Origin of the sequence: Novosphingobium aureum, from assembly GCF_015865035.1 — a bacterium.
Lineage (GTDB): Bacteria > Pseudomonadota > Alphaproteobacteria > Sphingomonadales > Sphingomonadaceae > Novosphingobium > Novosphingobium aureum.
This window is the reverse complement of sequence record NZ_JADZGI010000001.1, coordinates 2,380,199-2,404,235: the sequence shown is the minus strand read 5'-3', so window position 1 is coordinate 2,404,235 and position 24,037 is coordinate 2,380,199. Positions and strand designations below refer to the sequence as shown.

Annotated in this window: 19 protein-coding genes; 9 read left to right on the top strand and 10 right to left on the bottom strand. The window is 63.7% G+C overall.

Features of this window, described 5'->3' with window-relative positions; genetic code table 11:
• Positions 1-25: 25 nt before the first annotated feature.
• Positions 26-571, bottom strand: a complete 546-nt coding sequence (locus I5E68_RS11210) for a SixA phosphatase family protein (protein WP_197163752.1) — start codon at positions 569-571, stop codon at positions 26-28.
• On the bottom strand, positions 568-3,321 hold the full coding sequence (locus I5E68_RS11205; protein WP_197163751.1) for an ATP-dependent DNA helicase: 2,754 nt from the start codon (positions 3,319-3,321) through the stop codon (positions 568-570). The genes I5E68_RS11210 and I5E68_RS11205 overlap by 4 nt, the downstream gene beginning before the upstream one ends.
• A 413-nt stretch (positions 3,322-3,734) precedes the next feature.
• Here I5E68_RS11205 and I5E68_RS11200 point away from each other — a divergent pair, with 413 nt between their 5' ends.
• Both I5E68_RS11200 and I5E68_RS11195 read left to right on the top strand, forming a co-directional pair.
• The gene (locus I5E68_RS11200; RefSeq protein WP_323982139.1) at positions 3,735-4,202 is read left to right on the top strand and encodes a PadR family transcriptional regulator; all 468 of its coding nucleotides are present in this window, start codon (positions 3,735-3,737) and stop codon (positions 4,200-4,202) included.
• Positions 4,192-4,494, top strand: coding sequence for a DUF2218 domain-containing protein (locus I5E68_RS11195; RefSeq protein WP_197163750.1), 303 nt, complete (start codon positions 4,192-4,194; stop codon positions 4,492-4,494). Before I5E68_RS11200 ends, I5E68_RS11195 begins: the two co-directional genes overlap by 11 nt.
• Positions 4,495-4,536: 42 nt before the next feature.
• On the opposite strand, the gene I5E68_RS11190 is transcribed toward I5E68_RS11195, so the two are convergent.
• Both I5E68_RS11190 and I5E68_RS11185 read right to left on the bottom strand, forming a co-directional pair.
• Positions 4,537-6,009 (bottom strand): amidohydrolase family protein, encoded by a 1,473-nt coding sequence (locus I5E68_RS11190; protein WP_197163749.1) that lies wholly within the window; start codon positions 6,007-6,009, stop codon positions 4,537-4,539.
• 83 nt (positions 6,010-6,092) lie between these two features.
• Positions 6,093-6,968 (bottom strand): mechanosensitive ion channel family protein, encoded by an 876-nt coding sequence (locus tag I5E68_RS11185; protein ID WP_197163747.1) that lies wholly within the window; start codon positions 6,966-6,968, stop codon positions 6,093-6,095.
• A 107-nt stretch (positions 6,969-7,075) separates the two neighbouring features.
• On the opposite strand from I5E68_RS11185, the gene I5E68_RS11180 reads away from it, so the two are divergent.
• Complete coding sequence (locus tag I5E68_RS11180) at positions 7,076-8,704, top strand: lysine--tRNA ligase (RefSeq protein ID WP_197163746.1); 1,629 nt, start codon at positions 7,076-7,078, stop codon at positions 8,702-8,704.
• A gap of 48 nt (positions 8,705-8,752) precedes the next feature.
• Here the strand turns inward: I5E68_RS11180 and I5E68_RS11175 are convergent, their stop codons facing one another.
• The 4 genes from I5E68_RS11175 to ettA form a co-directional block, all read right to left on the bottom strand.
• A complete protein-coding gene (locus I5E68_RS11175; protein WP_228726936.1) occupies positions 8,753-10,519 on the bottom strand; it encodes a DUF885 domain-containing protein in 1,767 nt (588 codons plus the stop codon).
• A 170-nt stretch (positions 10,520-10,689) separates the two neighbouring features.
• Complete coding sequence (locus I5E68_RS11170; protein WP_197163745.1) at positions 10,690-11,358, bottom strand: prolyl hydroxylase family protein; 669 nt, start codon at positions 11,356-11,358, stop codon at positions 10,690-10,692.
• A gap of 127 nt (positions 11,359-11,485) precedes the next feature.
• A complete protein-coding gene (locus I5E68_RS20165) occupies positions 11,486-12,439 on the bottom strand; it encodes an RcnB family protein (protein WP_228726935.1) in 954 nt (317 codons plus the stop codon).
• Between the two features lie 260 nt (positions 12,440-12,699).
• Complete coding sequence (ettA, locus tag I5E68_RS11160) at positions 12,700-14,379, bottom strand: energy-dependent translational throttle protein EttA (RefSeq protein ID WP_197163744.1); 1,680 nt, start codon at positions 14,377-14,379, stop codon at positions 12,700-12,702.
• A gap of 423 nt (positions 14,380-14,802) precedes the next feature.
• Here ettA and I5E68_RS11155 point away from each other — a divergent pair, with 423 nt between their 5' ends.
• A complete protein-coding gene (locus I5E68_RS11155; RefSeq protein WP_197163743.1) occupies positions 14,803-16,170 on the top strand; it encodes a M28 family peptidase in 1,368 nt (455 codons plus the stop codon).
• 58 nt (positions 16,171-16,228) lie between these two features.
• Here I5E68_RS11155 and I5E68_RS11150 read toward each other — a convergent pair whose 3' ends face one another.
• Positions 16,229-17,107, bottom strand: coding sequence for an HpcH/HpaI aldolase/citrate lyase family protein (locus I5E68_RS11150; RefSeq protein WP_197163742.1), 879 nt, complete (start codon positions 17,105-17,107; stop codon positions 16,229-16,231).
• Between the two features lie 541 nt (positions 17,108-17,648).
• Here I5E68_RS11150 and I5E68_RS11145 point away from each other — a divergent pair.
• The 4 genes from I5E68_RS11145 (at position 17,649) to I5E68_RS11130 (ending at position 22,266) form a co-directional block, all read left to right on the top strand.
• The gene (locus I5E68_RS11145) at positions 17,649-18,188 is read left to right on the top strand and encodes a peroxiredoxin (RefSeq protein ID WP_197164780.1); all 540 of its coding nucleotides are present in this window, start codon (positions 17,649-17,651) and stop codon (positions 18,186-18,188) included.
• A gap of 599 nt (positions 18,189-18,787) precedes the next feature.
• On the top strand, positions 18,788-19,915 hold the full coding sequence (prfB, locus tag I5E68_RS11140; protein ID WP_197163741.1) for a peptide chain release factor 2: 1,128 nt from the start codon (positions 18,788-18,790) through the stop codon (positions 19,913-19,915).
• A gap of 131 nt (positions 19,916-20,046) precedes the next feature.
• Complete coding sequence (locus tag I5E68_RS11135; RefSeq protein ID WP_228727149.1) at positions 20,047-20,751, top strand: class I SAM-dependent methyltransferase; 705 nt, start codon at positions 20,047-20,049, stop codon at positions 20,749-20,751.
• A 108-nt stretch (positions 20,752-20,859) separates the two neighbouring features.
• Complete coding sequence (locus I5E68_RS11130) at positions 20,860-22,266, top strand: NAD(P)H-dependent flavin oxidoreductase (RefSeq protein WP_197163738.1); 1,407 nt, start codon at positions 20,860-20,862, stop codon at positions 22,264-22,266.
• A gap of 121 nt (positions 22,267-22,387) precedes the next feature.
• Here the strand turns inward: I5E68_RS11130 and I5E68_RS11125 are convergent, their stop codons facing one another.
• Complete coding sequence (locus I5E68_RS11125; RefSeq protein ID WP_197163736.1) at positions 22,388-23,407, bottom strand: 2-hydroxyacid dehydrogenase; 1,020 nt, start codon at positions 23,405-23,407, stop codon at positions 22,388-22,390.
• Between the two features lie 82 nt (positions 23,408-23,489).
• On the opposite strand from I5E68_RS11125, the gene I5E68_RS11120 reads away from it, so the two are divergent.
• Entirely contained in the window at positions 23,490-23,993 is a 504-nt protein-coding gene (locus tag I5E68_RS11120) for an SH3 domain-containing protein (protein ID WP_323982138.1), read from the top strand.
• Positions 23,994-24,037 lie beyond the last annotated feature (44 nt).

The following is a 24,037-nucleotide window of genomic DNA, read 5'->3' as shown; positions in this document are numbered from 1 at the left end:
TGTCAGCCGGCGTCGCCGGAGGCGTTCAGCGGGCGAAATCGGGACCGAGGTCCGGGTCGAGGTCGCGCGGGCGCACCAGGTGAGTGATGCGTGCGCATCCCTCGCGCAGGTCAGCCCAATGATCGATGTCCAGTTCCAGCACCGCGTAGGCGGCGGTAGGGAGCTTCTCCTCGACGATATCGCGCAGGGGCGAGGTGCCATCGTCTGGGACGAGGTCGAAGATGAGATCTTCGAGGCCCGGGTTGTGACCGACCATGATGATAGACCCGGCGTCGTCCGGTTGCTCGCGCAGAACGTCGATGAGGGTTGCCGAATTGGCGAGATAGATGCGCCGGTCCCAGGTGATGGGCGGTGTCTCGCCAGCTGCTTCGCAGGCCAGTTCAAGGGTCTGGGTCACGCGCACGGCGGGCGAGGCGAGGACGCGTTTCCAGCCCACGGCATTGTCGCGGATATGCAGCCCCATGACCGCCGCGCCCTTGCGACCGCGCGCGTTGAGCGGACGGTCGAAGTCGCGCAGGCGTGCATCGTTCCAGTCCGATTTGGCGTGACGGAAAATTCCCAGGATCTTCATTGGCGCGGGGTGTTCCCTGAATCGCTCCGGAGCAGCGCATCGCTCGTTCCGGCTCTGTTGTCGATCGCGTCCCCTGAAGCATGCCGGGCGACGCGCTGTAAAGCCTCGTCCAGCGAAATCCTGCTGACCGGCGTCCCTTCGGGAAAGGCGGTCAGCAGGCGTGAGGGGAAGGCGGATGAAAGCACGACGAAGTGGCCGCGATCGCCGCGACTGCGGATCAGGCGGCCAAAGGCTTGTGCCAGCCGCGCGCGAATGATGCTGTCATCGTAGGCAGAGCCGCCGCCAGCGCTGCGCCGGGCACGATGCAGGATGTTGGGGCGGGGCCAGGGGACCTGTTCCATCACCACCAGTCTGAGCGAATGTCCGGGCACGTCCACCCCGTCGCGCAGGGCATCGGTGCCCAGCAGCGATGCAGCGGGATCATCGCGGAAGATGTCGACGAGCGTGCCGGTGTCGATCGGGTCGACGTGCTGGGCATAGAGCGGCAGGCCGCCGCGTGCGAGCCGGTCGGCGATACGGCCATGCACCGCGCGCAGTCTGCGGATCGCGGTGAAAAGCCCGAGGACGCCCCCACGCGAAGCCTCGATCAGGCGGCCGTAGGCTGCGGCGAGAGCGGGTATGTCTCCGCGTGGCACGTCGTTGACGATCAGCACTTCGGCCTGCGACGCGTAGTCGAACGGGCTGGTCTGGAGCGAGAGACGCGGGTTGACGCCAATGTGCTCGACACCTGATCGGGCGACGGCACGATCCCAGTCCTCACCATCGCGCAAGGTGGCCGAAGTCATGACCACGCCATGCGCGGGTTCGAGGACCGTCTTGGCGAACGGCTTCATTGGATCGAGCCAGTGCCGGTAGATGCCGATGTCGAATTCACGAGCTTCCGAGCGGTCGACGGCGAGCCAGTCGACGAATTCCGGGTCCGCCGGTCCGCCGATGCGTTCTAGCAGGCTTTCCCATGCGGCGAGCATGTCGATCCGCCAGGTCAGCGAATGGCGTGCCCCTTCCATGCGGGCGCGGCCTTGTCCATCCAGCCAGTCGGGCCCGTCTTCGAGCAGCGCCTCGATGCGATGGCCGATGCGCACCAGCGGTGCGCGCAGTTCGGCGAGCGAGAGGCGCGCCTCCTGCGCGCCCTCCACGATCGGTCCGTCGAGGCCCGCTGCCTCTGTCTCGAGCCCGTAGCCCGCTTCCTGCCCGCCGCTTTCGTCGCGGGCGTAGACCGTTGCACGAACTTGCGCGAACAGCTCCTCGAGGGGCCCTGCAGGCGCGCCTTCGGCAATGCGCTGCATCCAGCCATCGCCGGGCAGGGCTTCGGCGGCGGCGACGGCTGCCGCGACGGCCTTGCCACCCGCCTCGTCGTAGCTCGCAAGGTCGGCGAGGCGGGCGGAGAGACCGCGCCGCCGCCCGCGCGAGGCCTTCTCGGGGCCGATGACCCAGCGACGCAGTTCGATTGTCTCGCTGCCCGAGAGCGCGGCGGAGAACGTGGAATCGGCAGCATCGAAGACGTGGTGGCCCTCGTCGAAAATGACCCGCGTCGGGCGCGAGGCCTGATCGCGTCCACGCGCAGCATTGATCATGACCAGCGCATGGTTGCCGATCACGAGGTCGGCACCGACGCTTGCCCGTGTCGCGCGCTCGATGAAGCATTTGCGGAAATGCGGGCAGCCAGCATAGACGCACTCGCCGCGCTGGTCTGTCAGCGCGGCGATACCGCGCTTGCGGAACAACGTACCCAGCCAGCCCGGCAGGTCGCCGCCGATCATGTCGCCATCCTGGCTATAGGCAGCCCAGCGCGCGACGAGCTGGGCAAGGATCGCCGCGCGCCCGCCGAAGCCGCCCTGTAGCGCGTCTTCCAAATTCAGCAGGCACAAGTAGTTCTCGCGGCCCTTGCGCACGACAACCGGCTGCGTACCGTCGGCGCGATAGTCTACCCAGTTGCGCCGGCTTTCCTGACGCAGCTGGCGCTGCAGCGCCTTGGTATATGTCGATACCCAGACGGTGCCGCCCGATTGTTCGGCCCATAGCGATGCGGGGGCGAGGTAGCCGAGCGTCTTGCCGATGCCGGTCCCGGCCTGGGCGAGCAGGACATGTGGCTGTCCGCTTGCCGTGCGCGGGGCGAAGGCATGGGCCGCCTCGACCGCATAGGATCTCTGGCCCGGCCTTGCTTCAGAACCGGACCCGGTCAGATCGGCGAGACGATCCAGCACCGCCTCGTCGGGCAATTCCAGTTGGCGTGGCTGCGGCATGTCGGCGCGTTCCTCCCATTCGGGCAGGCGCGAGAACAGCCAGCGTTCGGCGCGTTCGGGGCGCTTGATGCGTGGCTTGAGCAAGGGAGCCCATGGCCAGCGCAGGCGGACCATGGACTCGAGCGCGGTCCATGCACCCTCGCGCTGCGACCATTCTTCGGATTCGCACGTCGCCATGAGTGCCATGGCCGCGCGCTGGAGCAGCGCCGGGACCTGCGCTTCGTTTTCGGGCTCGGGCAGGTTGAGCGCATCGGCCAGCCCCTTGGGCGTGGGCACGACGAATTGCGCCGGGTGGACGAAGGCGTAGAGCTCGAGCAGGTCGAGCCCGGACAAGTCGGGATAGCCCAGGCGCGTTGCCAGCAGCGGGGCGTTGAGAATGAGATGCGGCGTGCCGGCGATGGCCATCATCGCCTCGCCCTTCGAGATCGCCCGGGTCGCGCCGCCTGCATCGATGAGCCAGGAACCGCCGTGGCTGGCGTGCAGGGCGGGTATCAGGCGGTCGGACATGGCACGCACTCTTAGGCCAGCGCTTGTGGCTTGCAACCGGTTGCGCCTCCTCTGTCCGCGTCAATTTTACACCCTGATACAATTTCAGGTCTTGTGCTTCCAACTACAAGATATATCTTAGAGCCATCATGAAGCATCGAAAGACTATTATGTATTACCAGAAAGGTAAGCGCGGCCAGCGATCTGGCGAGGGGCGGATGAGCCGTCACGGCAATTGCGAGGGGATTGAAACCTCTTGGCCAAAGGGGGAGCGCGAATCCGGCGGACGCCGGGGTAGGCAGCACGGCGGGGGCGCACGTTCCCCGTCTCGGGGAGGGCCGTATTTCGGCGATGACACTGGCGGGGGCTCAGGCTTCGGGCGTGGGGCTGGCCCGCGCGGCGGTGGTGGAAGAGGCGGCCACCGACGCAAGCGCGTGTTCGACCAAGGAGAGCTGCAGGTTCTGCTGCTCGCACTCCTCGCCGAAGCGCCGCGTCATGGGTACGATCTCATCCGAGAAATCGAGAGCCTGTCCGCAGGCGAATATGCCCCGAGCCCTGGCATCGTCTACCCGGCCCTCACTTACATGGAAGAGGCTGAACTGATCGCGGTCGAGCCGGATCAAACCGCGCGCAAGGCCTATGGCGTTACCGAGAAAGGCCGCGAACAGGTTGGCCGTGACGAGGCGAGGGCGGATGAGCTTAGGGGCCGCCTTCGCGCGCTCGCGCAACGGCGCGACCAGACCGACCCGGCACCGGTGCGTCGCGCCGTGCAAGCTCTGCGCACAGCCATTCACAACCGTCTATCTCAGGCTGAGGCCAACGAAGAACTCGTGTTCGCCATTGCCGATGCCCTGGATGAGGCGACCCGCAAGATCGAGAGGATCAAGCCACATGACGACTGAAACCGCTCATACAATCGCCGCATACGTGACGACCGCCAGTGGTGGGAAATATGTGCGCCAGCTGTGCAAGCACTGGAGCCACAAGCTTGAGGTCGAGGTCGAGGGCGATGCCGGCAAGGTCGTGTTTCCCGATGCGGTCACGACGATGAGCGCCGACGAGGCCGGCATTGCAATCGCCATTACCGGTCAAGAGCGTGAGAGTGTCGAACGCCTGACTGACGTCGTCGCCCGCCACATCGACCGCTTCGCTTTCCGCGAGGACCCGCTCACGTACGATTGGAAATGGCAGTAGAGCCTAGCATGGCCGTTCCACGATCCGCGCTCTGCCGGACTTTCAGAGCCCCAGCGCAGCGGGATCGAGAGGCGATCCCTGAGCCGCCATGCCTGCCATGAGGTTGCGCGCGGTCCGCTCGATATCAGGTCGCGCCGCTGCGGCTAGCAGTGCGTCAAGGGCAGGGCGGTCGTACCAGCGTCCCTTGGCCACGACCCCGCGCACGTGCCGGGTACAGCCGATCGCCTCGGAAGGGTCGCAGGCGAGAAGGACGATGTCGGCACGGCAGCCTGCACGCATGCAACCGCTGCGCTCTTTCTCGCCCAGTACCTTGGCTGCATTTGTGCTGCTGGCACGCAGCACGCGCATGGGGGACATGCCGCCTCGCGTCATGAGCGCAAATTCGTCGATCAGCGACTGGCCGGGGATATTCGAGAAAATGCCGGCATCGCTGCCCGTGACGAGAGTTACGCCAGCTTGATCGAGCAGCTGCGTGAAATGGCCTAGCCATGCATCCTTGGCCTCGTGACGGGCCGGGTCCTGCTTGGACCAGGTCTCGATGTAGGCGGTCTCGGTCTGCTGGGTGAGCGGGTTCAAGGTCTCGGTGCCGGGCCTTTTTGCGAAAGCCCCTTGTGAGCGGGCCATGCGCAACAGGTTGTGATGCGCGACGAGCGTTGGAGTGACGGGTGTGCCCGACCCCGCGATCCGTTCGGCCAGCGCTTTGGCCAGTGCCTCGTCGCGGTTTTCGGCAAGGCCGTGCCACAGGATGGATTCGACGTGTTCGATAGTCTCGAAGCGATCATCGAGGATTTCCTCGAAGGCGATAGCGAAGGGCTTCTCAAAGGGGACGCCCTCGGCACGAAAGCCTTCGGGGGTGTGTCCGGCGACAGCCATCTTGTGCTTGCGGGCTTCGGCCAAGGCTGCCTCGTAAGCCTCGCGCCGCAAGTTTGAATAGACCTTGATACGGGTATAGCCCGCGCTGGCCTGCGCGGCGACGGCTGCTCTTGCGTCGTTTGCGGTTTCGACCAGCTGGTGGTTGATTTGGGCATTGGCCCCCTGGCTGTTGAGGATCGGTCCGCTGGTCAGCAGACGCGGCCCGTCCAGCGTGCCGCTTTCGATCCGCTGCTGAAGGTCGAGGTGAAAGGGCATGCCAGACATGTTGCGCACTGTGGTGATGCCGTGGGCGAGGTATGCGCCGAGTTCGGCCTCGTCCCAGACATGCACGTGCATGTCCGCAAAGCCGGGCAGGGCCGTCAGGCCAGTGGCATCGATCTCGCGCGCGCCGGCAATTGCGGGCGACTCTCCTGATGGACCGGCGAAGACGATCTGGCCATCGGCGACAACGATCGTCGCATCCGTGACGGCGGTGCTTTTCTCGTCGGTGAGGTCGAGCATCCGGGCGTGATGGAGCACGAGCGGTTCGGCAGCATGTCCGGAAACGGCGCAGAGCCCGCCAACGAGGGCAATGCCAATGCCGGTAGAACGGCTAAGGCCGCGCGTCAGACCTGAAAACAATGTGGACGTGAAAACAGGCATGGAATCCCTCCCATGCCTGTCATCCTGCTTAGTGATCGCGTGCTGGGCAACCCCGTGACGCGAACTGTCGCATTTTCGGTCTGTCAGGCCGCGTTGGCGGCATTGGGCGCCTTCTCGAGCGGCAGCGGCTCCTTGAAGGTGTTGGTGACGTAAGGGAACGGGATCTCGATTTCCGCCTCGTCGAGCGCGGCCTTGACCGCGAAAACGACCTGGCTCTTGGTCAGGCGCAGGTCCTGCGCCACGGTATTGGTCCACCACTGGACGAGGAAGTCCACCGAGCTTGCGCCGAATTCCTGCGCGAAGACGACCGTGCCCTTGTCCTTGTCGAGTGCCTCGACCGTTGCCAGCGCCTTTTCGATAACGGCGCGGGCGTGGTCGAGATCGGTGTCGTAGGCGACACCGACGACGATCTCGTTACGGCGCAGCGGCTGGTCGGTGAGGATTTCCACCGGGTTCTTGAACAGCATCGAGTTGGGCATGACGGTCAGTTCGCCCGAGTACTGGCGCACGTGGGTCTCGCGAAGCGTGATGCGCTCGACCTTGCCGGCGATGCCGTTGCAATTGATGGCATCGCCGATGTTCATCTTGTCACGCAGCATGATGAGTACGCCGGCGAGAAAGTTCTCGAAGATGTCCTGGAACGCGAAGCCGACGGCCAGAGCGCCGACGCCGAGGCTGGCGAAGGCACCGGCGGGTGTGAAGCTCGGAATCGCGACGGTCAGCGCGATGAGGATGCCGAAGATCCACACGGCAAGGCGCGTCAAGGTCTCGAACAACTGGCGCAGGTCGGCACGCAGGTTTGCACGCTCGGTCACCCGTCCCAGTATCCTGAGCGCAACGCGCACCACTATCCAGGTGATGACCAGTACGATCAGCGCGACCGCCAGCGAGGGGAGAAGCTGGACAAATCCCTTGCCCATGCTCTCGATCTCGTTGCGCAGGGTCTCGATGTAATTCACGAAAAAAATGTCCTTCCGGTGCCTTTTGCACCTAACAATCGGCGTCGAACGCGGTTCCATGTGCGTTGCGACTTGCGAAATGGCGCAGATTCGCGGATGAGCGCGCCATGACTGAAAATGCCCTGATCGAAGCCGCCCGCGTGTCCAAGGCCTGGCCCTTCCAGGAAGCGCAGAAACTGCTCAAGCGCTACCCGAATGGCAAGGCCGCTGCAGACGGTTCTCCCGAACCGATCCTGTTCGAGACAGGCTATGGCCCCTCGGGCCTGCCGCATATCGGTACTTTTCAGGAGGTCCTGCGCACGACTCTCGTGCGCCGCGCCTACGAGGCGCTGGTCGGTGCGAAGCCGGGTGACGGTGCTACGCGTCTGGTTGCCTTCTCCGACGACATGGACGGCCTGCGCAAGGTTCCCGACAACGTGCCGCAGGCAGACCTGCTGCGTGCCAACCTCGGCAAGCCGCTCAGCCGCATTCCCGATCCCTTCGGCAAGTTCGAGAGCTTTGCCCACCACAACAACGCGATGCTGCGCGACTTCCTCGATCGCTTCGGGTTCGATTACGAATTCGTCTCGGCGACCGAGCGCTACAACGCGGGCCGGTTCGATGCGGCCCTCGCCAACGTGCTCGCCAACTATCAGGGCATCATGGACATCATGCTGCCCACGCTGCGCGAGGAGCGTCGCAAGACCTACTCGCCGGTGCTGCCGGTCTCCCCGACCAGCGGCGTGGTGCTGCAGGTGCCGGTCGAGGTCGTCGATGCGGCCAGCGGCATGATCCGCTTCACCGACGAGGACGGCTCGGTGGTCGAGCAGTCGGTCTTCGGCGGGCAGGCCAAGCTGCAGTGGAAGGTCGACTGGGCCATGCGCTGGGTCGATCTTGGCGTCGACTACGAGATGTGCGGCAAGGACCTCACCGATTCGGTGACTCAGTCCGGCAAAATCGCCAAGGTGCTCGGCGGACGCCGTCCGGAGGGCCTGATCTACGAGCTGTTCCTCGACGAGAACGGCGAGAAGATCTCCAAGTCCAAGGGCAATGGCCTGACCATCGAGCAGTGGCTGACTTACGGCACCGAGGAGTCACTGGGCTTCTACCTGTTCCGCGAACCCAAGAGCGCCAAGCAACTGCACATCGGCGTCATCCCCAAGGCAGTCGACGAGTACTGGCAGTTCTACGCAAACCTGCCCGGACAGGCGCTCGACAAGCAGCTGGGCAATCCGGTCTGGCATCTGCTGCGGGCCAATGGCGCAAGCGAGCAGGCCAACGCGCCGGTCCCGCCGGTGACCTTCGCGCTGCTGCTCAACCTCGTCGGTGTGCTCGGTGCCAGTGCCACGCGCGAACAGGTGTGGTCGTACCTGTCGAACTACGTCGATGATGCCAGCCCCGAGCAGCACCCCGCTCTCGATGCGATGGTGACTTGCGCGCTGGCCTACAACCGCGACTACATCGCGCCGACGCTCAAGCGCCGCGCGCCGGTGGACGGCGAGGTCGAGGCCCTGCGCGAGCTCGACGCCAAGCTCGCAGACGTGGCAAGCGATGCGCCCGCGGAAGACCTGCAGAACATCGTCTACGAAATCGGCAAGACCGAGGCCTATGGCTTCGCCTCGCTGCGCGACTGGTTCAAGGCGCTTTACGAGACGCTGCTCGGCTCCGCCCAGGGGCCGCGTATGGGCAGCTTCATCGCGCTTTACGGTGTCGCGGAAACCCGCGAACTGATCGCGGACGCGCTCGCGGACGCGTGATTTCGCCGGCTCTGGTTGAAGGAAAGCCCGCTGACGCGCGATGACGCGTCAGCGGGCTTTCGCCTTTGGTGTGGAGCGCGAAGGTACCGCCGTCGCTTCGGCGGCAATCCAGGCGTGCATCTTGTGGGAGAGCACATCGAGCGGCAGCGCGCCCGAACCGAGCACCTGCTGGTGGAAGGCGCGGATGTCGAAGCGCTCGCCGAGCCTTTCCTCCGCTTCGGCGCGCAGGCGCTGGATCGTGATCGCGCCCAGCTTGTATGAGAGCGCCTGTGCCGGCATCGCGATGTAGCGGTCCACTTCGCTGATGGCATCAAGCCGGCCCATGCCCGAGTTGGCGAGCATATAGGCGATCGCCCGGTCGCGCGACCAGCCCTGCGCATGCAATCCCGTATCCACCACCAGTCGCATCGCCCGCAGCATCTCGTCGTCGAGCGTGCCCCAGTGTTGCAGGGGATCGGCGTAGAGGCCCATGTCGTACCCCAGCGTCTCGGCATAGAGAGCCCATCCTTCGACGAAGGCGTTGTTGCCTTCGTAGCGTTGGAACGCGGGCAAGTGAGAATTCTCGCGCGCGAGGCTGATCTGGTAGTGATGCCCGGGGATGCCTTCGTGCAGATAGAGTGTGGTCGTACCCGAGAGGAAGCGGTGGGCCAGATCGTGCGTGTTGTAGAGGAAGACGCCGTGGGTACCGTCTTCGCTACCCGCTTCTGAATAGGAACCACCCGGCATGTATGGGGCGCTGAAAGCAGGATAGGCCGCGATATCCAGCGGCGTTTCGGGACGCTGGCTGAAGAAGCGAGGCGCCGCCTCGTCGACCTTCCGGGCGACCTCGGCAAAGCCGTTGGCGAGCTGGTCGGCGCTACTCGGATGAAAGCGGGGGTCCTCGCGGATCTGGTCGAAGAAGATCTCGAGCGGTGCGTCGCTGCCGAGTTCATGTGCGACCGCCATCATCTCGCCGCGGATCCGGGCGACCTCCGAGAGGCCGAGCGCATGAATGTCCGCAGCATCGAGATCGAGGGTGGTTTCGCGCCCGATGAGGTGGCGATAGAGACGTGCACCGCCCGGCAGGGCAGAGAGGCCTTCCTCGCGTCGGGCCCTGGGGAAATAATCATCGGCCAGGAAAGAGCGCAGGCGGCGATAGGTCGGCGCGATATCGGTCTTCACTGCCTGTGCATAAGCAAGTCGCAACTCCGTCCGACGGGCCTGGGAGATCGTTTCCGGGAACTGTTCGAGCGGGGCGAGGAAAGGCGTGTCGCCTTCGAGGTCAGCCAGGATCGCATCGATCTGGCCGATCATGTTGCTGATTGTAGAGCGCGGTTCGACGATTCCGGCGTCGAGCCCCTCGCGCAGGCGCGTCATCGCATTATCGATCATGCCGGGAAAAGTGCGGTAGAGCGCCAGCGTGCGTCGGTAGTCGGCTTCGCTGTCGTAGGCGAGGTTACCGCCCGGGGCCACGATAGAGGCGAACTCGACATGGAGGCCATGCGTATGATTGAACGGTCGCACACCGGTGAGCGCAAGCAAGTCCGGTTCCAGGGCTTCGAGCTGGCGCTCGGTGATCGTGCGATAGGCTGCAAGCGAGATTCGCATCTCGGGCGAAACGGCGCAGCGATCGATGCGGGTCAGGGCAGCGTGGCGCCTCTTGAGGGTGGCGAGGCGATCCCGGGCCAGTTCCTCTGTAAAGATTCTTGCGTAATCCGCCGAGGGGCCTGTTTCTCCGCGATAAAGCGCATCCAGCGGTGCGAGCGCGTCGTCCTCGACTTCGCCATGCGCGAACAGCGCAAGCAGCCGCGCATCCGTCTTTTGCCGCTCTGCCAAGTCCGGGTTGGGGCAATCCGGCAAAGGGCTGTCTGTCGCGAGCGCAATGCGTTCGAGCGGGGAAGGAGCAGCTGCTTGCGCCAGCGCATTGCTGGGCAACAGCGGCTGGCAAAGCGGGAGGAGCCCTGCAAGCAGGGCTGGCCGCATCCTGCGGCGATGGCGGAGGGGTATCATTGCCAGTCGTGAGACCTGAACCATTTCGTGACGACGTACTTTGCCCCGCGCAGGACCGGGCGGGCAGCGTGCATCGTGTAGGGGTTGGGACTACCGTCGGGCAAGGCATTGTTCCAGAGCAGGAGAGCGCCGGGACGAGGGTGCACGCTGAAGGCAATGCGCGTGAAGTCGGTGGTACCGCCTTCCTCGACCGCGTTGAGGTAGAGCATGGCCGTCCAGCTGCGCTGGCCGCCGCAGCGGCTTTCATGCTCCCAGTAGCCGGAACGGGTATCGAACCAGTCGCAGTGTTCCTCGAAATACTGGCCGCAATGATAGCGTTGACCCTGTGCGGTTTCGCTGCGCGAGGGGGCGATACCAGTCAACCCGCATAGCCGTGACTCAAGGCGGCGGACCTGCGCATCGTCCTGATCGATGTCACTCGAATAGCTGGTGCGATAGGCGGCATGGCGCGGCTCGTCCTCGAGCAGGCAAGAGGGGCTCGCGCAGTCGTCGATCAACCCGATCAGATGAGCGCAGGCCTGAAGGTCGCAGAACCCTTCGAGTACGTACAGCTCGATCCGCTCGTCCTCGAGACGGACAGCGCGTGGCTGCGTTGCCAGCCGTGCGCGCACTTGTGCGCCCAGCCTGGCCAGCACTTCTCGGTCGGGGTGTGCGCTCGACGTCATCCCCGACAGACTACAGTGAAGTACGCCTCGATCAATTCCCGTAATAATGCGGGTGCGATCGTCGCAGTAACGAAAAAAGGCCTCGTGCGTTATCCGCACGAGGCCTTGGTCCATTTGCCTGCGTCTATTACCAGAAGAAATCGTAGATCACGTCGACGACCTCACCCGAGTAAATGTTTACCAGCAGCACGTCGTCGTAATAGCGCACCCAGCGATAGGGACCGTAGACGGCTGGCAGGCGGTAGGACCATGGGTTGGAAATCCAGTAACGGCTGCCGTAGAACGAGGCACCGAGGAAGAACCCGATGTTCAGGCGGCGATACGAATAGTCTCGGTAAGGCGAATAGTAGCGCCCAAGGCGATAAGTCGAACGGTGGCGGTTGCGATAGCTGCGCCAGTCGTAGCGATTGTCACGGCGCCAGGAGCTGCGATCCCAGCGACGGCTGTCGCGATAGTCGCGCCGGTCGTTTCGAACATAACGGTCGTTCGAGCGCCGGTCGTTGCGCCAGGCATTGTTACGCTGGTCACGGCGGTCGTTGTCGTAGCGCCGATCGTTGTCTCTGCGCCGATCGTTGTCTCTGCGCCGATCATTGTCATAGCGGCGGTCGCGTCGATCATTATTGCGCCATGCACCGTCACGGGATCCACGCTCAGCCCTTTCATCGCGGCGCTGATCGCGTGTCACGCTCGTCGACGAGGGCATCGGGCGGGTGACGCCGTCGCGCCAGTCGCGCTGTTGGGTGGGGCGGGTTTCGCGGCGCTGCTCGCTGCGCGTGTTGCGCGCGCTCGGCTGAGGCCGGGTCACGCCATCGCGCCAGTCGGACTGCCGGGCCGAGCGTGTCGCGGACCGCGTCTCGCGGTTCTGCCGGGGCTGGCGCGTCTGCCGCTCTGCACGGTTGCTGCGCTGGGCAGTCGCACGCTCATTGCCGCGGTTGGAGCGATCCGCACCGCGTTCGGAGCCGCGACGGCTCTCGGATTGGCGCTGCTGCTCGGCGGCCATGGCGATTTCGGGAAGGACCATGCCCGCACTTGCGAGCAGCATCGCGGCCCAGGCACCAGTCGAAAATAGCTTTCTGGTCATCACTGTCGTACCCTTTTGTCTTGCGGGCCTCGTGTCACGGCGATGAACGACCATCGGCTGATTATCGTGCGTGGAGAAGCCTCTTAGCGTGACTTGGGTATAGACCAGCAGCCATGTCCTGAAGGTGAACTGGCAGGTTGCCGATTGTTCAGATTAAGTCGAAGAATCCTGAACGCCACTGTGCGCTGGTGTTATGAGTGGCAGCGCCGCTGCGCCGATGACCCTCATGTCATCGGCGCAGTGGCGTACACCTGTTGGCTTCAGCGCGTCAGCTTCTTGTAAGCGAGCGCGGTCGGACGATCCGCGGCATCGCCGAGGCGGCGGCGCTTGTCTTCCTCGTAAGCTTCGAAGTTGCCCTCGAACCACTCGACGTGGCTGTTGCCCTCGAAGGCGAGGATGTGAGTCGCGAGACGGTCGAGGAAGAAGCGGTCGTGGCTGATGACCACGGCGCAGCCCGCGAAGTTCTCGATCGCTTCCTCGAGCGCGCCGAGCGTTTCGACGTCGAGGTCGTTGGTCGGTTCGTCGAGCAGGAGGACGTTGCCACCCGCCTTGAGCATCTTGGCGAGGTGGACGCGGTTGCGTTCACCGCCCGAAAGCTTGCCGACGTTCTTCTGCTGGTCCTGGCCCTTGAAATTGAACGCACCGACGTAGGCGCGCGTCGACATGTCGTGGCCGTTGACCTTCATGTAGTCGAGCCCGTCGGAGATTTCCTCCCAGACGTTGTGCTTGTCGTCGAGGTGGTTGCGGTTCTGGTCGACGTAGCCGAGGTGCACCGTCTGGCCGATCTCGATCGAGCCGGTATCGGGCTGCTCCTGCCCGGTCAGCATCTTGAACAGCGTCGACTTACCCGCACCGTTGGGGCCGATGACGCCGACAATGCCGCCCGGCGGAAGGATGAACGAGAGGTCCTCGAACAGCAGTTTGTCGCCAAACGCCTTGGAGATTCCCTTGGCCTCGATGACCTTGCCGCCAAGGCGCTCGGGCACCTGGATGACGATCTGGGCCTTGCCGGGCGTGCGCTGGTCCTGCGCGTTCTGCAGTTCCTCGAACTTGCGGATACGGGCCTTGGACTTGGTCTGGCGACCCTTGACGCCCGCACGGATCCACTCGAGCTCGTCCTTGAGCGCCTTCTGGCGGCCCGAAGCCTCGCGGTCTTCCTGCTCGAGGCGCTTGGCCTTCTTCTCGAGGTAGGTCGAGTAGTTGCCCTCATACGGGAAGTACTTGCCGCGGTCGATCTCGAGGATCCAGCCGACCACGTTGTCGAGGAAGTAGCGGTCGTGGGTGATCATCAGCACCGCGCCGTGGTATTCCTTGAGGTGGTTTTCCAGCCAGTCGACGCTTTCAGCGTCGAGGTGGTTGGTGGGCTCGTCGAGCAGCAGGATGTCGGGCTTCTGGATCAGCAGGCGGGTCAGCGCGATGCGGCGCTTCTCACCGCCCGAAAGGCTGCCCACGTCCCAGTCTCCCGGCGGGCAGCGCAGGGCCTCCATCGCCACTTCGAGCTGGTTGTCGAGCGTCCAGCCGTCGACCGCGTCGATCTTGTCCTGCAGCGTGCCCATTTCCTCCATGAGCGCGTCGAAGTCGGTGTCGTCCTGCGGGTCGCCCATCTCCGCCGAGATGGCGTTGAACCGGTCGACCATGTCGGCGGTGTCGCGAGCCCCGTCCTTGACGTTCTCGAGCACGGTCTTGCTCTCGTCGAGCTGGGGTTCCTGCGGCAGGTAGCCGACGGTGATGTTCTCGCCGGGCCACGCCTCGCCGGTGATGTCCTTGTCGATGCCCGCCATGATCTTCATGAGCGTCGACTTACCCGCGCCGTTGGGACCGACGATGCCGATCTTGGCGCCCTGATAGAACTGCAGGTTGATGTTGGAGAGCACCGGCTTGGGTGCTCCGGGGAAGGTCTTGGTCATGTCCTTCATGACGAAGGCGTACTGGGCGGCCATTCGAGAAAATCCTTCGGAAGACTTGGGAGCTGTGTGAATTGGCGACCGCTCTACAGAGGGCGGGAGGGAGCCGCAAGATCATGCACGGTTGGAGGCCGCAGGTGTGACTGCTGCGAGGAGCTTGTTGGCAGTCTCACGCCAAGCGGCGCTATCTGGACGCAAGGGCCACAGCATAGGGCAAGGCAATCGTCGCGGTTGTTCGGCAAATTCGTCGCGTTGCGCGCCGTCGCGTATGGCACCGGGGCTCGGGCTCGTCGCGAACGGTCGCCGCGCAGCAGATCGATGCCGATTAGAATGACCCGCTGCGCGCTTTCCGAAGTGCACCACACCCGTGTTTCATTGTCTTTTGCGCCCCTATCGATTTTCGATGGCCCCTTGTTCGGCGGACTTGGCAGTGGGGGCCTCGAAGGATACCGATAGGGAATGACTATCTGGACCCGCTCCGCCGCGTTGCTCGCGGCCACCGCCATCCTTCCGTCCATTGTATCGTCCGTCTCGGCGACTCCGCAGGAAGGCGAAGGCGTCGCTTGGGAGATAACCGAGGGGCTCACGACCGAGATCGGTCCGCGTATCGCGGGTTCCGATGCCGAGCGTCGCGCGCGCGAGTGGGGGAAGGCGAAGCTAGAGGCGCTTGGTTTCAGTGGCGTGGCGATCGAACCGTTCAAGACCAGAGCCTGGACGCGCGGCCCGGAACATGCCCAGCTGCTTGCGCCTTATACGCAGCCGCTCGCGATCACCGCGCTGGGCTTTTCCGTGCCCACCCCGGATGCCGGGTTGAAGGCGCCGCTCGTCTATTTCGCGAGTCTCGATGAACTGCGTGCAGCGCCCGACGGTTCGTTGTCAGGGAAGGTCGCCTTCATCGACCACGCCATGCGGCGCGCACAGGATGGTTCGGGCTATGGGCCCTATGGCGATGTACGCCGGCGCGGACCCTCGCTCGCTTCCGGCAAGGGCGCAGCCGCGGTGGTCATTCGTTCGGCGGGTACCGACAGCCATCGCAACCCGCACACCGGCGTCACTGTCTTCGCAAAGGATGTGAAGCCGATTCCTGCCGGGGCAGTTTCCAATCCCGATGCCGACCTGATCGCGCGGGTCGCCAAGCGTGGGAAGGCGATGGAAATCGATCTGACCCTCTTGGGCAAACCCAACCCCGACGCGCCCTCTGGTAACGTGGTCGCAGATCTGCCCGGACGAGATCCTTCCTTGCCGATGATCCTGCTCGCCTGCCATCTCGACTCTTGGGACCTAGGTACCGGCGCGATCGACGACGCCTCGGGCTGCGGCATCATCACCGCCGCTGCGCTGGCAGCGCAGAAGGATGGTCGCACCTTGCGCACGATCCGGGTCCTTTGGTCGGGTAACGAGGAAATGGGCGTGGGCGGCGGTGGCGGCGGCCATTACGCCGCAATCCATGGCGGTGACAGGCACGCCGTTGCGATGGAAAGCGACTTCGGGGCGGACAAGGTCTGGCAGTTCAGGATGGATCTCGCTGCGGAAAACGAGCCGCTCGGCGCAAAGGTCGAGGCGGCGCTGTGGCCGATGGGCATTGTCTATCATGGCGGGGATGCGGAGGGCGGTGCCGACGTCGGCGCGATCATCGCCAAGCAGAATCTCGCCGTGATCGACCTGGGGCAGGACGGGACCCACTATTTCGATCTGCACCACACTCCCGATGACACTCTCGACAAGGTCGATCCGGCTGCCCTGCAGCAGAACGTCGAGGCCTGGACGGCGGTCCTCAAGGTCATCGCCAACGAACCTGGCACAATCGGCGCGGTCGCGAAGGACTGATCCGGGCTGCGGATGCGGGGTGGGCACTGAGCTGGTCCGCCCCGCAATCCGGTTCAGGTCATTCGATGGCTGCGATCTGTTCGGCCATCGACACCAGTTGGCGCGCCTGTTCGAGGTGTAGCAGCTCGGTCATCTTGCCATCGACCTTGATCGCGCCTTTGTTCTGATTTTCGGGCTGGGCGAAGGCAGCAATGATTGCATGGGCGCGTGCCAACTCTGCCTCGCCGGGGCTGAACACGTCATTGCAAGGTTTGATCTGTGCTGGGTGGATCAGGCTTTTGCCGTCGAAGCCGAACATAAGACCCTGCCGCGCTTCGCTCTCGAAGGCCGCGAGGTCGCGGAATTCGTTGCACACCCCGTCGAGTATGCTGATGTCGCCCAGTCGCGCTGCCGCAACGGCCATCGACAGAAACGGCAGGAATGGAGTCCGGCACGGCGTGAGCTGAGCGTGCATCTCCTTGGCGAGGTCGTTGGTGCCGAGGATCCAGAGCGAGAGGCGGGTCGTGCGGGCCATCTGCGCAATCTGTTCGAGATGGAAGACCGACGCGCAGGTCTCGATCATCGCCCAAAGCTGCATCTTCGCGTGCGCGCCCTCCAGCGCCGCTTCGTAGCGGGCGATGTCCTGAGCGTTCGATACCTTCGGGACGAGGATCGCGTCGACCTGCGAGCCTGCAAGGGCGGACAGATCGTCAGCGCCCCAAGGTGTGTCGATGCCATTGGCCCTGACTGCCAGTTCGCGGTGTCCGAAACCGCCTTCGGCTATTGCGCAAAGCGCAGCTTCGCGTGCTTCGGCCTTGCTTTCCGGCGCAACCGCATCCTCAAGATCGAGGATCACCACGTCGCAAGGCAAAGTGCGCGCCTTGGCAATTGCCCGGGCATTTGATGCCGGAAGGTAGAGGGCTGAACGGCGTGGGCGGCGCGGTGTACTCGCGGTCATGGCTTCCTCGTTTTGCTGCCGGTTCATTGCGGGCTGCGAGCGTTACGGTCAAGCCACTCTACTTCGCCTTGGCGGGCACTGCGCTGTCAGGTGCGGCTGGTGGAGGTGATTCGTGTTTCGACTGGCATGCGCTGGTTCTTGAAATAGGTTGGTCGTGGGGACCAAAGCTTGACGCTCTTCTGCGCATCTTTCGATTTTCCCAGATAAATCCTTATCATGAAATCCATTTCATGCCCTGTTCCGCGACGTTTGCATCCGCTCTCCTCATCAAAAAGTCCTAGTGCAAACGTTTTCCTGTGCTGCTAAACCAGTTCCAGCGATGCCGTTCCACCCCGGCATCAAGAACAAGCAAACTGCCAGTGCCTGCTCTCACTCTCTCTCCCATGGCACGGGCCTCCTTTGGGTCGCACCCACGCCCCGTCTCTTCGGTATCAACAGTACAAGGGACGGGGCGGCGCTTTCCCCGGAGCAGCGCTTGTCTTTCGGTCGAGCCTGGCCGGATTGGCTGGACACGGTGCCGGTCTCGCGCCACAGTGCCGACATGCGCAAATCCCTGATCTCGTTCGCTGCCCTCGGGCTGTTTCTCCTGCCCGGCGTTTCGCAGGCCGCACTGCCGGTCGGTGCCAAGGCACCGACGTTCGCGACCAAGGGGGCGAAGGCTGGTAAGGAAGTCTCTTTTGACTTGCGCAAGGCGCTCGCCCGAGGGCCGGTGGTGCTCTATTTCTATCCTAAGGCTTTCACGCAAGGCTGCACGCTCGAGGCGCATGCCTTTGCCGAGGCGACCGACGAGTTCGCATCGTACGGCGCAACCGTCATCGGGATGTCGGCGGACGATCTTCCCACGCTCAAGAAGTTCTCGACCGAGGAATGTCGTGACAAGTTCACCGTGGGCATCGCTTCGCCCAAGATCACCAAGGAATACGACGTAGGGCTCGATCACCCCAAGGCAGCGCCCGGGATGACGGCGCGCGTCAGCTACGTCATCGGGCAGGACGGCAAGATCGTGATGGTCCATTCCGATCTGGACTACCGAGAGCATGTGAGCAAGACGCTCGCGGCAGTGAGGAAGCTGGCGAAGTAGCGGCGCGCGGTCTTGGTCGCTCATGTCCGGAGTGGCTGGCTGCGCTCTCGCTTAGATGTCACGCCATATTCGGGCGGCTGCGCCTGAGGCTATCGGTCGGTCTTGATCGCCGGACCCTCGCGTCCGACGCGTCGCGGAATTTTCGGGCTCATATCGTCGTTGCTCGAGTCCCGCATGACCTTGAAGCAGTCCGAAACGAGGTTGGGGCAGGAGAGGGTGGCAGAAGCACCTTTCGGTGCCGCAGTGGGAGGTGCACTTCCCGCTGCTGTCCGGGTGTGATGAATGGTCATCCTGCCGCTGCGCTCGGCGATAGTCCTACGAAAAATGCAACTCGGCATTGGGCAGTCGAATTCAGGTGTATTGTCATCGCTGCGCAATTGGTCGTCCATTACGAAGCTTGTGTTCGATGCCGACGCTTGAAAACTGAAGTGCCGAATGGCAGCGGCTTGGGCGGCCAGTTCGACGTCGCTCTTGAATCCAACCCTCGATGAAGGGTAAGAGCGCGCCCTTTCCTGCATTGTGGCGGATCATGCCCGGTGCATCACAATCGTACCGGTGCTCGACGGCGAGCGCTTGGGTCGAACTTGGAGTTTTCCGCCATGCGTGCCGAGGGGCAGGCTCATATTGAGCGCATCGAAAAGGCACTCGCGCTGGTGCGCAAATCGCTCGACTGGGATCGTGCTCTGCGTCGATTCGACGAGTTGAACGCCCGCGTCGAGGATCCGACCCTCTGGGACAAGCCGAAGGAAGCCGAGGCCGTCATGCGTGAGCGCCGCCGGCTCGAAGCGTCGATCGGTGCGGTCAACGACATCACCGCCGAGATGAACGACGCAATCGAGTTCGTCGAGCTTGGCGAGATGGAGGACGATGCGGACACCATCGCCGAAGGTCTCTCGACGCTCGCCGCGCTGGCCGAACGTGCCGACCGCGACAAGATCCAAGCGCTGCTCGGCGGCGAGGCCGACGGCAATGATACCTATCTCGAAGTCCATGCGGGCGCGGGCGGTACCGAGAGCCAGGACTGGGCCGAAATGCTGCAGCGCATGTACACCCGCTGGGCCGAGCGCAAGGGTTTCAAGGTCGAGCTTGTCGAGTATCACTCGGGCGAAGCGGCTGGCATCAAGAGCTGCACTCTGCTGCTCAAGGGCGAGAATGCTTACGGCTGGGCCAAGACGGAGAGTGGTGTGCACCGCCTCGTGCGCATCAGCCCCTACGACAGTTCGGCGCGCCGCCACACCAGCTTCTCTTCGGTTTGGGTATACCCTGTCATCGACGATACCTTCGAGATCGACATCAATCCCGCCGATCTGAAGATCGATACCTACCGCGCCTCGGGTGCAGGCGGTCAGCACGTCAACACGACTGACTCTGCGGTGCGCATCACGCACCAGCCCTCGGGCATCGTCGTGGCAAGCCAGATCGATCGATCGCAGCACAAGAACCGCGAAATCGCGATGGGCATGCTCAAGTCGCGCCTCTTCGAGGAGGAGATGCGCAAGCGTGAGGAGGCTGCCAGCGCCGAGCACGCCAGCAAGAGCGATATCGGCTGGGGCCACCAGATTCGGTCCTACGTTCTGCAGCCCTATCAGCAGGTGAAGGACCTGCGCACCGGCGTCGTCTCGACTGCTCCGGACGACGTGCTGGACGGAGAACTTGACCCCTTCATGGCTGCTGCGCTCTCGCAGCGCGTCACCGGCGAAAAGGTCGAAGTCGAGGACGTCGACTGACAACCTTGCGCAGGTTTGGCCGATACTTCCGTTCAATGGTTTGCGTGGGCACCACGAGCCGGTTTGCGACCTGGCGGTCAGTCTGCCGGTTGCCTGGCAGGCGCTATCTTGGCGGGGTGATTGCAGCTGGCCTGGCTCTTTCGCTTGCGGGCTGCCAAGGGCCTGGCGATGCCGCTCAAAAGGCCGGTGGTGCGCGCGAGTTTCCCGAGGCGGACCGGCCGGTTTCACCCGGAGGGCTCGCCGCGTTTTCGACCGAGGTTGAGCGCGATTCCATGAACGAGGCCGAGGTCGTCATGAACCTCGCCGAGATCGAGCCGGGCATGACTGTTGCCGATATTGGTGCCGGTGCTGGCTACTACACGATCCGCCTCGCTCAGCGTGTCGGATCGAAGGGGCGGGTCCTAGCCGAGGATATCGACGCGACGGTCATCCGCGAGCTGGGCTTGCGTGTCGAACGCGAGCGGCTCGCCAACGTCTCGATCAAGCAGGGGACCTCCGACGACCCCAGCCTGCCCGAGAACAGCTTCGATCGCATATTCCTCGTTCACATGTATCACGAGGTTGCAGAGCCCTATGCATTCTTGTGGAACCTGCGACCAGCACTGCGTCAGGGTGGCAAGGTGATCGTCGTGGACGTCGACAGGGCGAGCGATGCGCATGGCCTTCCACCGGAGCTACTTTTCTGTGAATTTGCTGCGCTGGGCTTTCGCTTGAGCGAATTTGTCCGTAAGGCCGAGCTTCAGGGCTACTATGCCCAGTTCGAAGCTGTCGGCGGCCGACCCGGCCCCGCAGAGATTGTCCCATGCCGCCTGTCCGGCGAAACCGGGCAGAAATGAGGCAGGCGGGGAATTTCGGGCTGAAATTTCGCAAAGGTCGGCGTAGGTAGGATCTCGCGAAGGCATCATGCCGGGATCACCCGCCTAGGGGGAAAGACAAAGGTTAAGATGGGTTTCAAAGGTCTAAAGCCGATTGTTTATGCAGGCCGTGAGGTCTGGCCGCTGATCGAGGGTGGCAAGGGCGTTTCGGCGACCAACCACATGAGTTCGGGTGCCTGGGCTGCGGCTGGCGGTATCGGTACCGTCAGTGCCGTCAATGCCGACAGTTACGATGCCGAGGGCAAGATCGTCCCGCAGGTCTACAACGCTCTTACCCGCAAGGAGCGCCACGAGGAACTGATCCGCTACGCCATTGATGGCGGCGTCGAACAGGTCCGCCGTGCGCACGAAATTTCGGGCGGCAAGGGTGCGATCAACATCAACGTCCTGTGGGAAATGGGCGGCGCGCAACCGGTCCTCGAGGGTATCCTCGAGCAGACCGCAGGGCTTGTCACCGGTGTGACCTGCGGTGCGGGCATGCCCTACAAGCTGTCCGAGATCGCCGCGCGCCACAACGTGCACTATCTCCCGATCGTGAGTTCGGGCCGAGCATTCCGTGCACTCTGGAAACGCGCCTACAACAAGGTTCCCGAGTTGCTGGGAGCGGTGGTCTACGAGGACCCCTGGCTGGCCGGTGGCCATAATGGGCTTTCGAACGCTGAAGACCCGCTCAAGCCCGAGGATCCCTATCCGCGCGTCAAGGCGCTGCGCGATGTCATGCGCAAGGAGGGTATCTCCGACGACGTGCCGATCGTGATGGCCGGCGGCGTATGGTATCTGCGCGACTGGGATAACTGGATCGACAATCCCGAACTCGGCTCGATCGCCTTCCAGTACGGCACCCGCCCGTTGTTGACCAAGGAGAGCCCCATTCCGCAAGGCTGGAAGGACGCGCTGCGCGATCTCGAACCGGGCGACGTGCTGCTCCACCGCTTTTCGCCGACTGGCTTCTATTCCTCGGCGGTACGCAATCCGTTCCTGCGCAGTCTGGAAGCACGCTCGGAGCGGCAGATCCCGTATTCGAAGGTCGAGGCTGGCGAGCACACGGTCAAGCTTGACGTCGGCGTCAAGGGCAAGAACTTCTGGGTTACGCCGCGCGACCTCGAGCGGGCCCGCGGATGGTCGGCCGAAGGTTACACCGATGGCCTGCGTACGCCTGACGACACGATCGTTTTCGTCGGCCCAGCCGAGCGTGACGAGATCCGTCAGGACCAGGCCGATTGCATGGGCTGCCTGTCGCACTGTGGCTTTTCTTCGTGGAAGGACCACGATGATTACACCACCGGCCGACTTGCCGATCCGCGCAGCTTCTGCATCCAGAAGACCCTGCAGGACATCGCTCATGGCGGCCCGGTCGAGGAAAACCTCATGTTCGCGGGCCATGCAGCCTACAACTTCAAGACCGACCCCTTCTATTCGAACGGCTACACGCCGAGCGTGAAGGAACTGGTCGAGCGGATCCTGACCGGCGATTGACCGCGTTCGGCCGTATCGTCGGAAACAGCGAAAAGGGCGCCGGGCTACATGGCTTGCGCCCTTTTTTCGCGTTTACTGCATACCGCGCCGCTTGTGCCTGGGACGCGTGCCGACGTATCGTTCAGGACAAGTCAGGGATGACTTGATCCGGCGGGCGATGGCCGTCGACCCAGAACCGGATATTGGCGATGATACGGTGTCCGGCTGTTGCACGACCCTCTTCGGTTGCGCTGCCGAGATGGGGCAGGGCGACAAGGTTGGGGGCAGCCAGTAGCTCGGGGGAAACGTTTGGCTCGCTGGAATATACGTCGAGGCCGGCGCTGCCGAGCCGACCGCTCTGCAGGGCCTCGATGAGAGCAGTTTCGTCTATCAGCGGGCCGCGGCCCGTGTTCACTAGACACGCTCCCGGCTTCATCAGTGCTAGCTTGCGTTCGTTTACGAGGTGGCGCGTCGCCGGGGTCAGCGGGCAGTGCAGGCTGAGCACGTCAGCCTCGGCGAAGAGGGTGTCGAGATCGCCTTCGTAGCGCGCATTGACCATGTTTTCGATCGAACCGGGCAGCCGATTGCGGTTGTGGTAACGGATATCCATGCCGAAGGCGCGGGCGCGATGCGCAACGGCCTGTCCGATGCGGCCCATGCCGACCAGTCCGAGCGTCTTGCCGGCAAGCGAATTGCCCAGCAGGTTGGTAGGGCTCCAGCCTTCCCAGTTGCCTTGCGCGAGCACCTGCGCGCCGCGACCCAGCTTGCGCATTGCCATGATGATCAAGGCGATGGTGATGTCGGCTGTGTCGTCGGTGAAGACCCCGGGCGTATTGGTCACGATCACGCCCCGGCGGCGGGCCGCGACGATATCGATATGCTCGGTTCCTGCTCCGAAATTGGCGATCATGCCCAGCCTGTCGCCAGCCTGTTCGATCAGCGCTGCGTCGATCCGGTCGGTAACGGTCGGTACGATGACGTCGCAGTTGCGCATTGCTGCGGCCAGGGCGTCTCGGTCCATGGCCTCGTCATTCGTATTGAACGTGACATCGAACAGCTCCGCCATGCGTTCCTCGACGCGGTGATCGAGCTTGCGCGTCACAATGACGCGCGGGCGCGAAGGTGGAGGCGAGGAGGCGGACAGATCGGAGACCACTGGCATCGTGATCGTGAGCTATCGCCGTCCACAGTCACGCGGTCAAGAAGCCTTGAAGCAGCTCGCGATCAGGCGGTAGATAAGGGCCATGACGCTTCGTTGTTTTTCTACTGCGGCGCTTGCTGCGCTTGCGCTGGGCTTGAGTGGCCTGAGCTTCGGCAGCATGAGCGCACCTGCTCATGCCGAGGATGACAATGGCGTGCCGTATTGGGCTTCGATCGACGCCGAAGTCGCCAATATGCGCGTGGGTCCGGGCAACAGTTTCCGGATCGAATGGGTTTACAGGCGCATGCACCTGCCGGTGAAGGTCGTCCGCCGCGAAGGGCCCTGGCGCCAGATCGAGGACCCTGATGGAACGCGCGGTTGGATGCGCGACCTGCTGTTGTCGCGCCAGCGCGGCGCAATCGTGCGAGCCGGGGAACTGGTTGAAATGCATGCCGAAGGAAACAGTGGCTCTGCCTTGTTGTGGCAGGTTGAGCCGGGTGTCGTCGGGTTGCTTGGTGAATGCGAAGCCGGTTGGTGCAGTTTCGATGTCGAAGGGCATCGCGGCTTCGTTCGCGAGGATGCGATCTGGGGGGCGGGTGCGCCCTGATCGATAGCCTGGTGATCGGGCTCGTTGTTCAAGATGAGGCTGAG

Excerpts from the sequence above, each read along its gene's own strand:
- I5E68_RS11210 (WP_197163752.1), bottom strand. The coding sequence starts at position 571 with ATGAAGATCCTGGGAATTTTCCGTCACGCCAAATCGGACTGGAACGAT.
- I5E68_RS11205 (WP_197163751.1), bottom strand. The coding sequence starts at position 3,321 with ATGTCCGACCGCCTGATACCCGCCCTGCACGCCAGCCACGGCGGTTCC.
- I5E68_RS11195 (WP_197163750.1), top strand. The coding sequence starts at position 4,192 with ATGACGACTGAAACCGCTCATACAATCGCCGCATACGTGACGACCGCC.
- I5E68_RS11190 (WP_197163749.1), bottom strand. The coding sequence starts at position 6,009 with ATGCCTGTTTTCACGTCCACATTGTTTTCAGGTCTGACGCGCGGCCTT.
- I5E68_RS11180 (WP_197163746.1), top strand. The coding sequence starts at position 7,076 with ATGACTGAAAATGCCCTGATCGAAGCCGCCCGCGTGTCCAAGGCCTGG.
- I5E68_RS11170 (WP_197163745.1), bottom strand. The coding sequence starts at position 11,358 with ATGACGTCGAGCGCACACCCCGACCGAGAAGTGCTGGCCAGGCTGGGC.
- I5E68_RS20165 (WP_228726935.1), bottom strand. The coding sequence starts at position 12,439 with ATGACCAGAAAGCTATTTTCGACTGGTGCCTGGGCCGCGATGCTGCTC.
- ettA (WP_197163744.1), bottom strand. The coding sequence starts at position 14,379 with ATGGCCGCCCAGTACGCCTTCGTCATGAAGGACATGACCAAGACCTTC.
- I5E68_RS11155 (WP_197163743.1), top strand. The coding sequence starts at position 14,803 with ATGACTATCTGGACCCGCTCCGCCGCGTTGCTCGCGGCCACCGCCATC.
- I5E68_RS11150 (WP_197163742.1), bottom strand. The coding sequence starts at position 17,107 with ATGACCGCGAGTACACCGCGCCGCCCACGCCGTTCAGCCCTCTACCTT.
- I5E68_RS11145 (WP_197164780.1), top strand. The coding sequence starts at position 17,649 with ATGCGCAAATCCCTGATCTCGTTCGCTGCCCTCGGGCTGTTTCTCCTG.
- prfB (WP_197163741.1), top strand. The coding sequence starts at position 18,788 with ATGCGTGCCGAGGGGCAGGCTCATATTGAGCGCATCGAAAAGGCACTC.
- I5E68_RS11130 (WP_197163738.1), top strand. The coding sequence starts at position 20,860 with ATGGGTTTCAAAGGTCTAAAGCCGATTGTTTATGCAGGCCGTGAGGTC.
- I5E68_RS11125 (WP_197163736.1), bottom strand. The coding sequence starts at position 23,407 with ATGCCAGTGGTCTCCGATCTGTCCGCCTCCTCGCCTCCACCTTCGCGC.
- I5E68_RS11120 (WP_323982138.1), top strand. The coding sequence starts at position 23,490 with ATGACGCTTCGTTGTTTTTCTACTGCGGCGCTTGCTGCGCTTGCGCTG.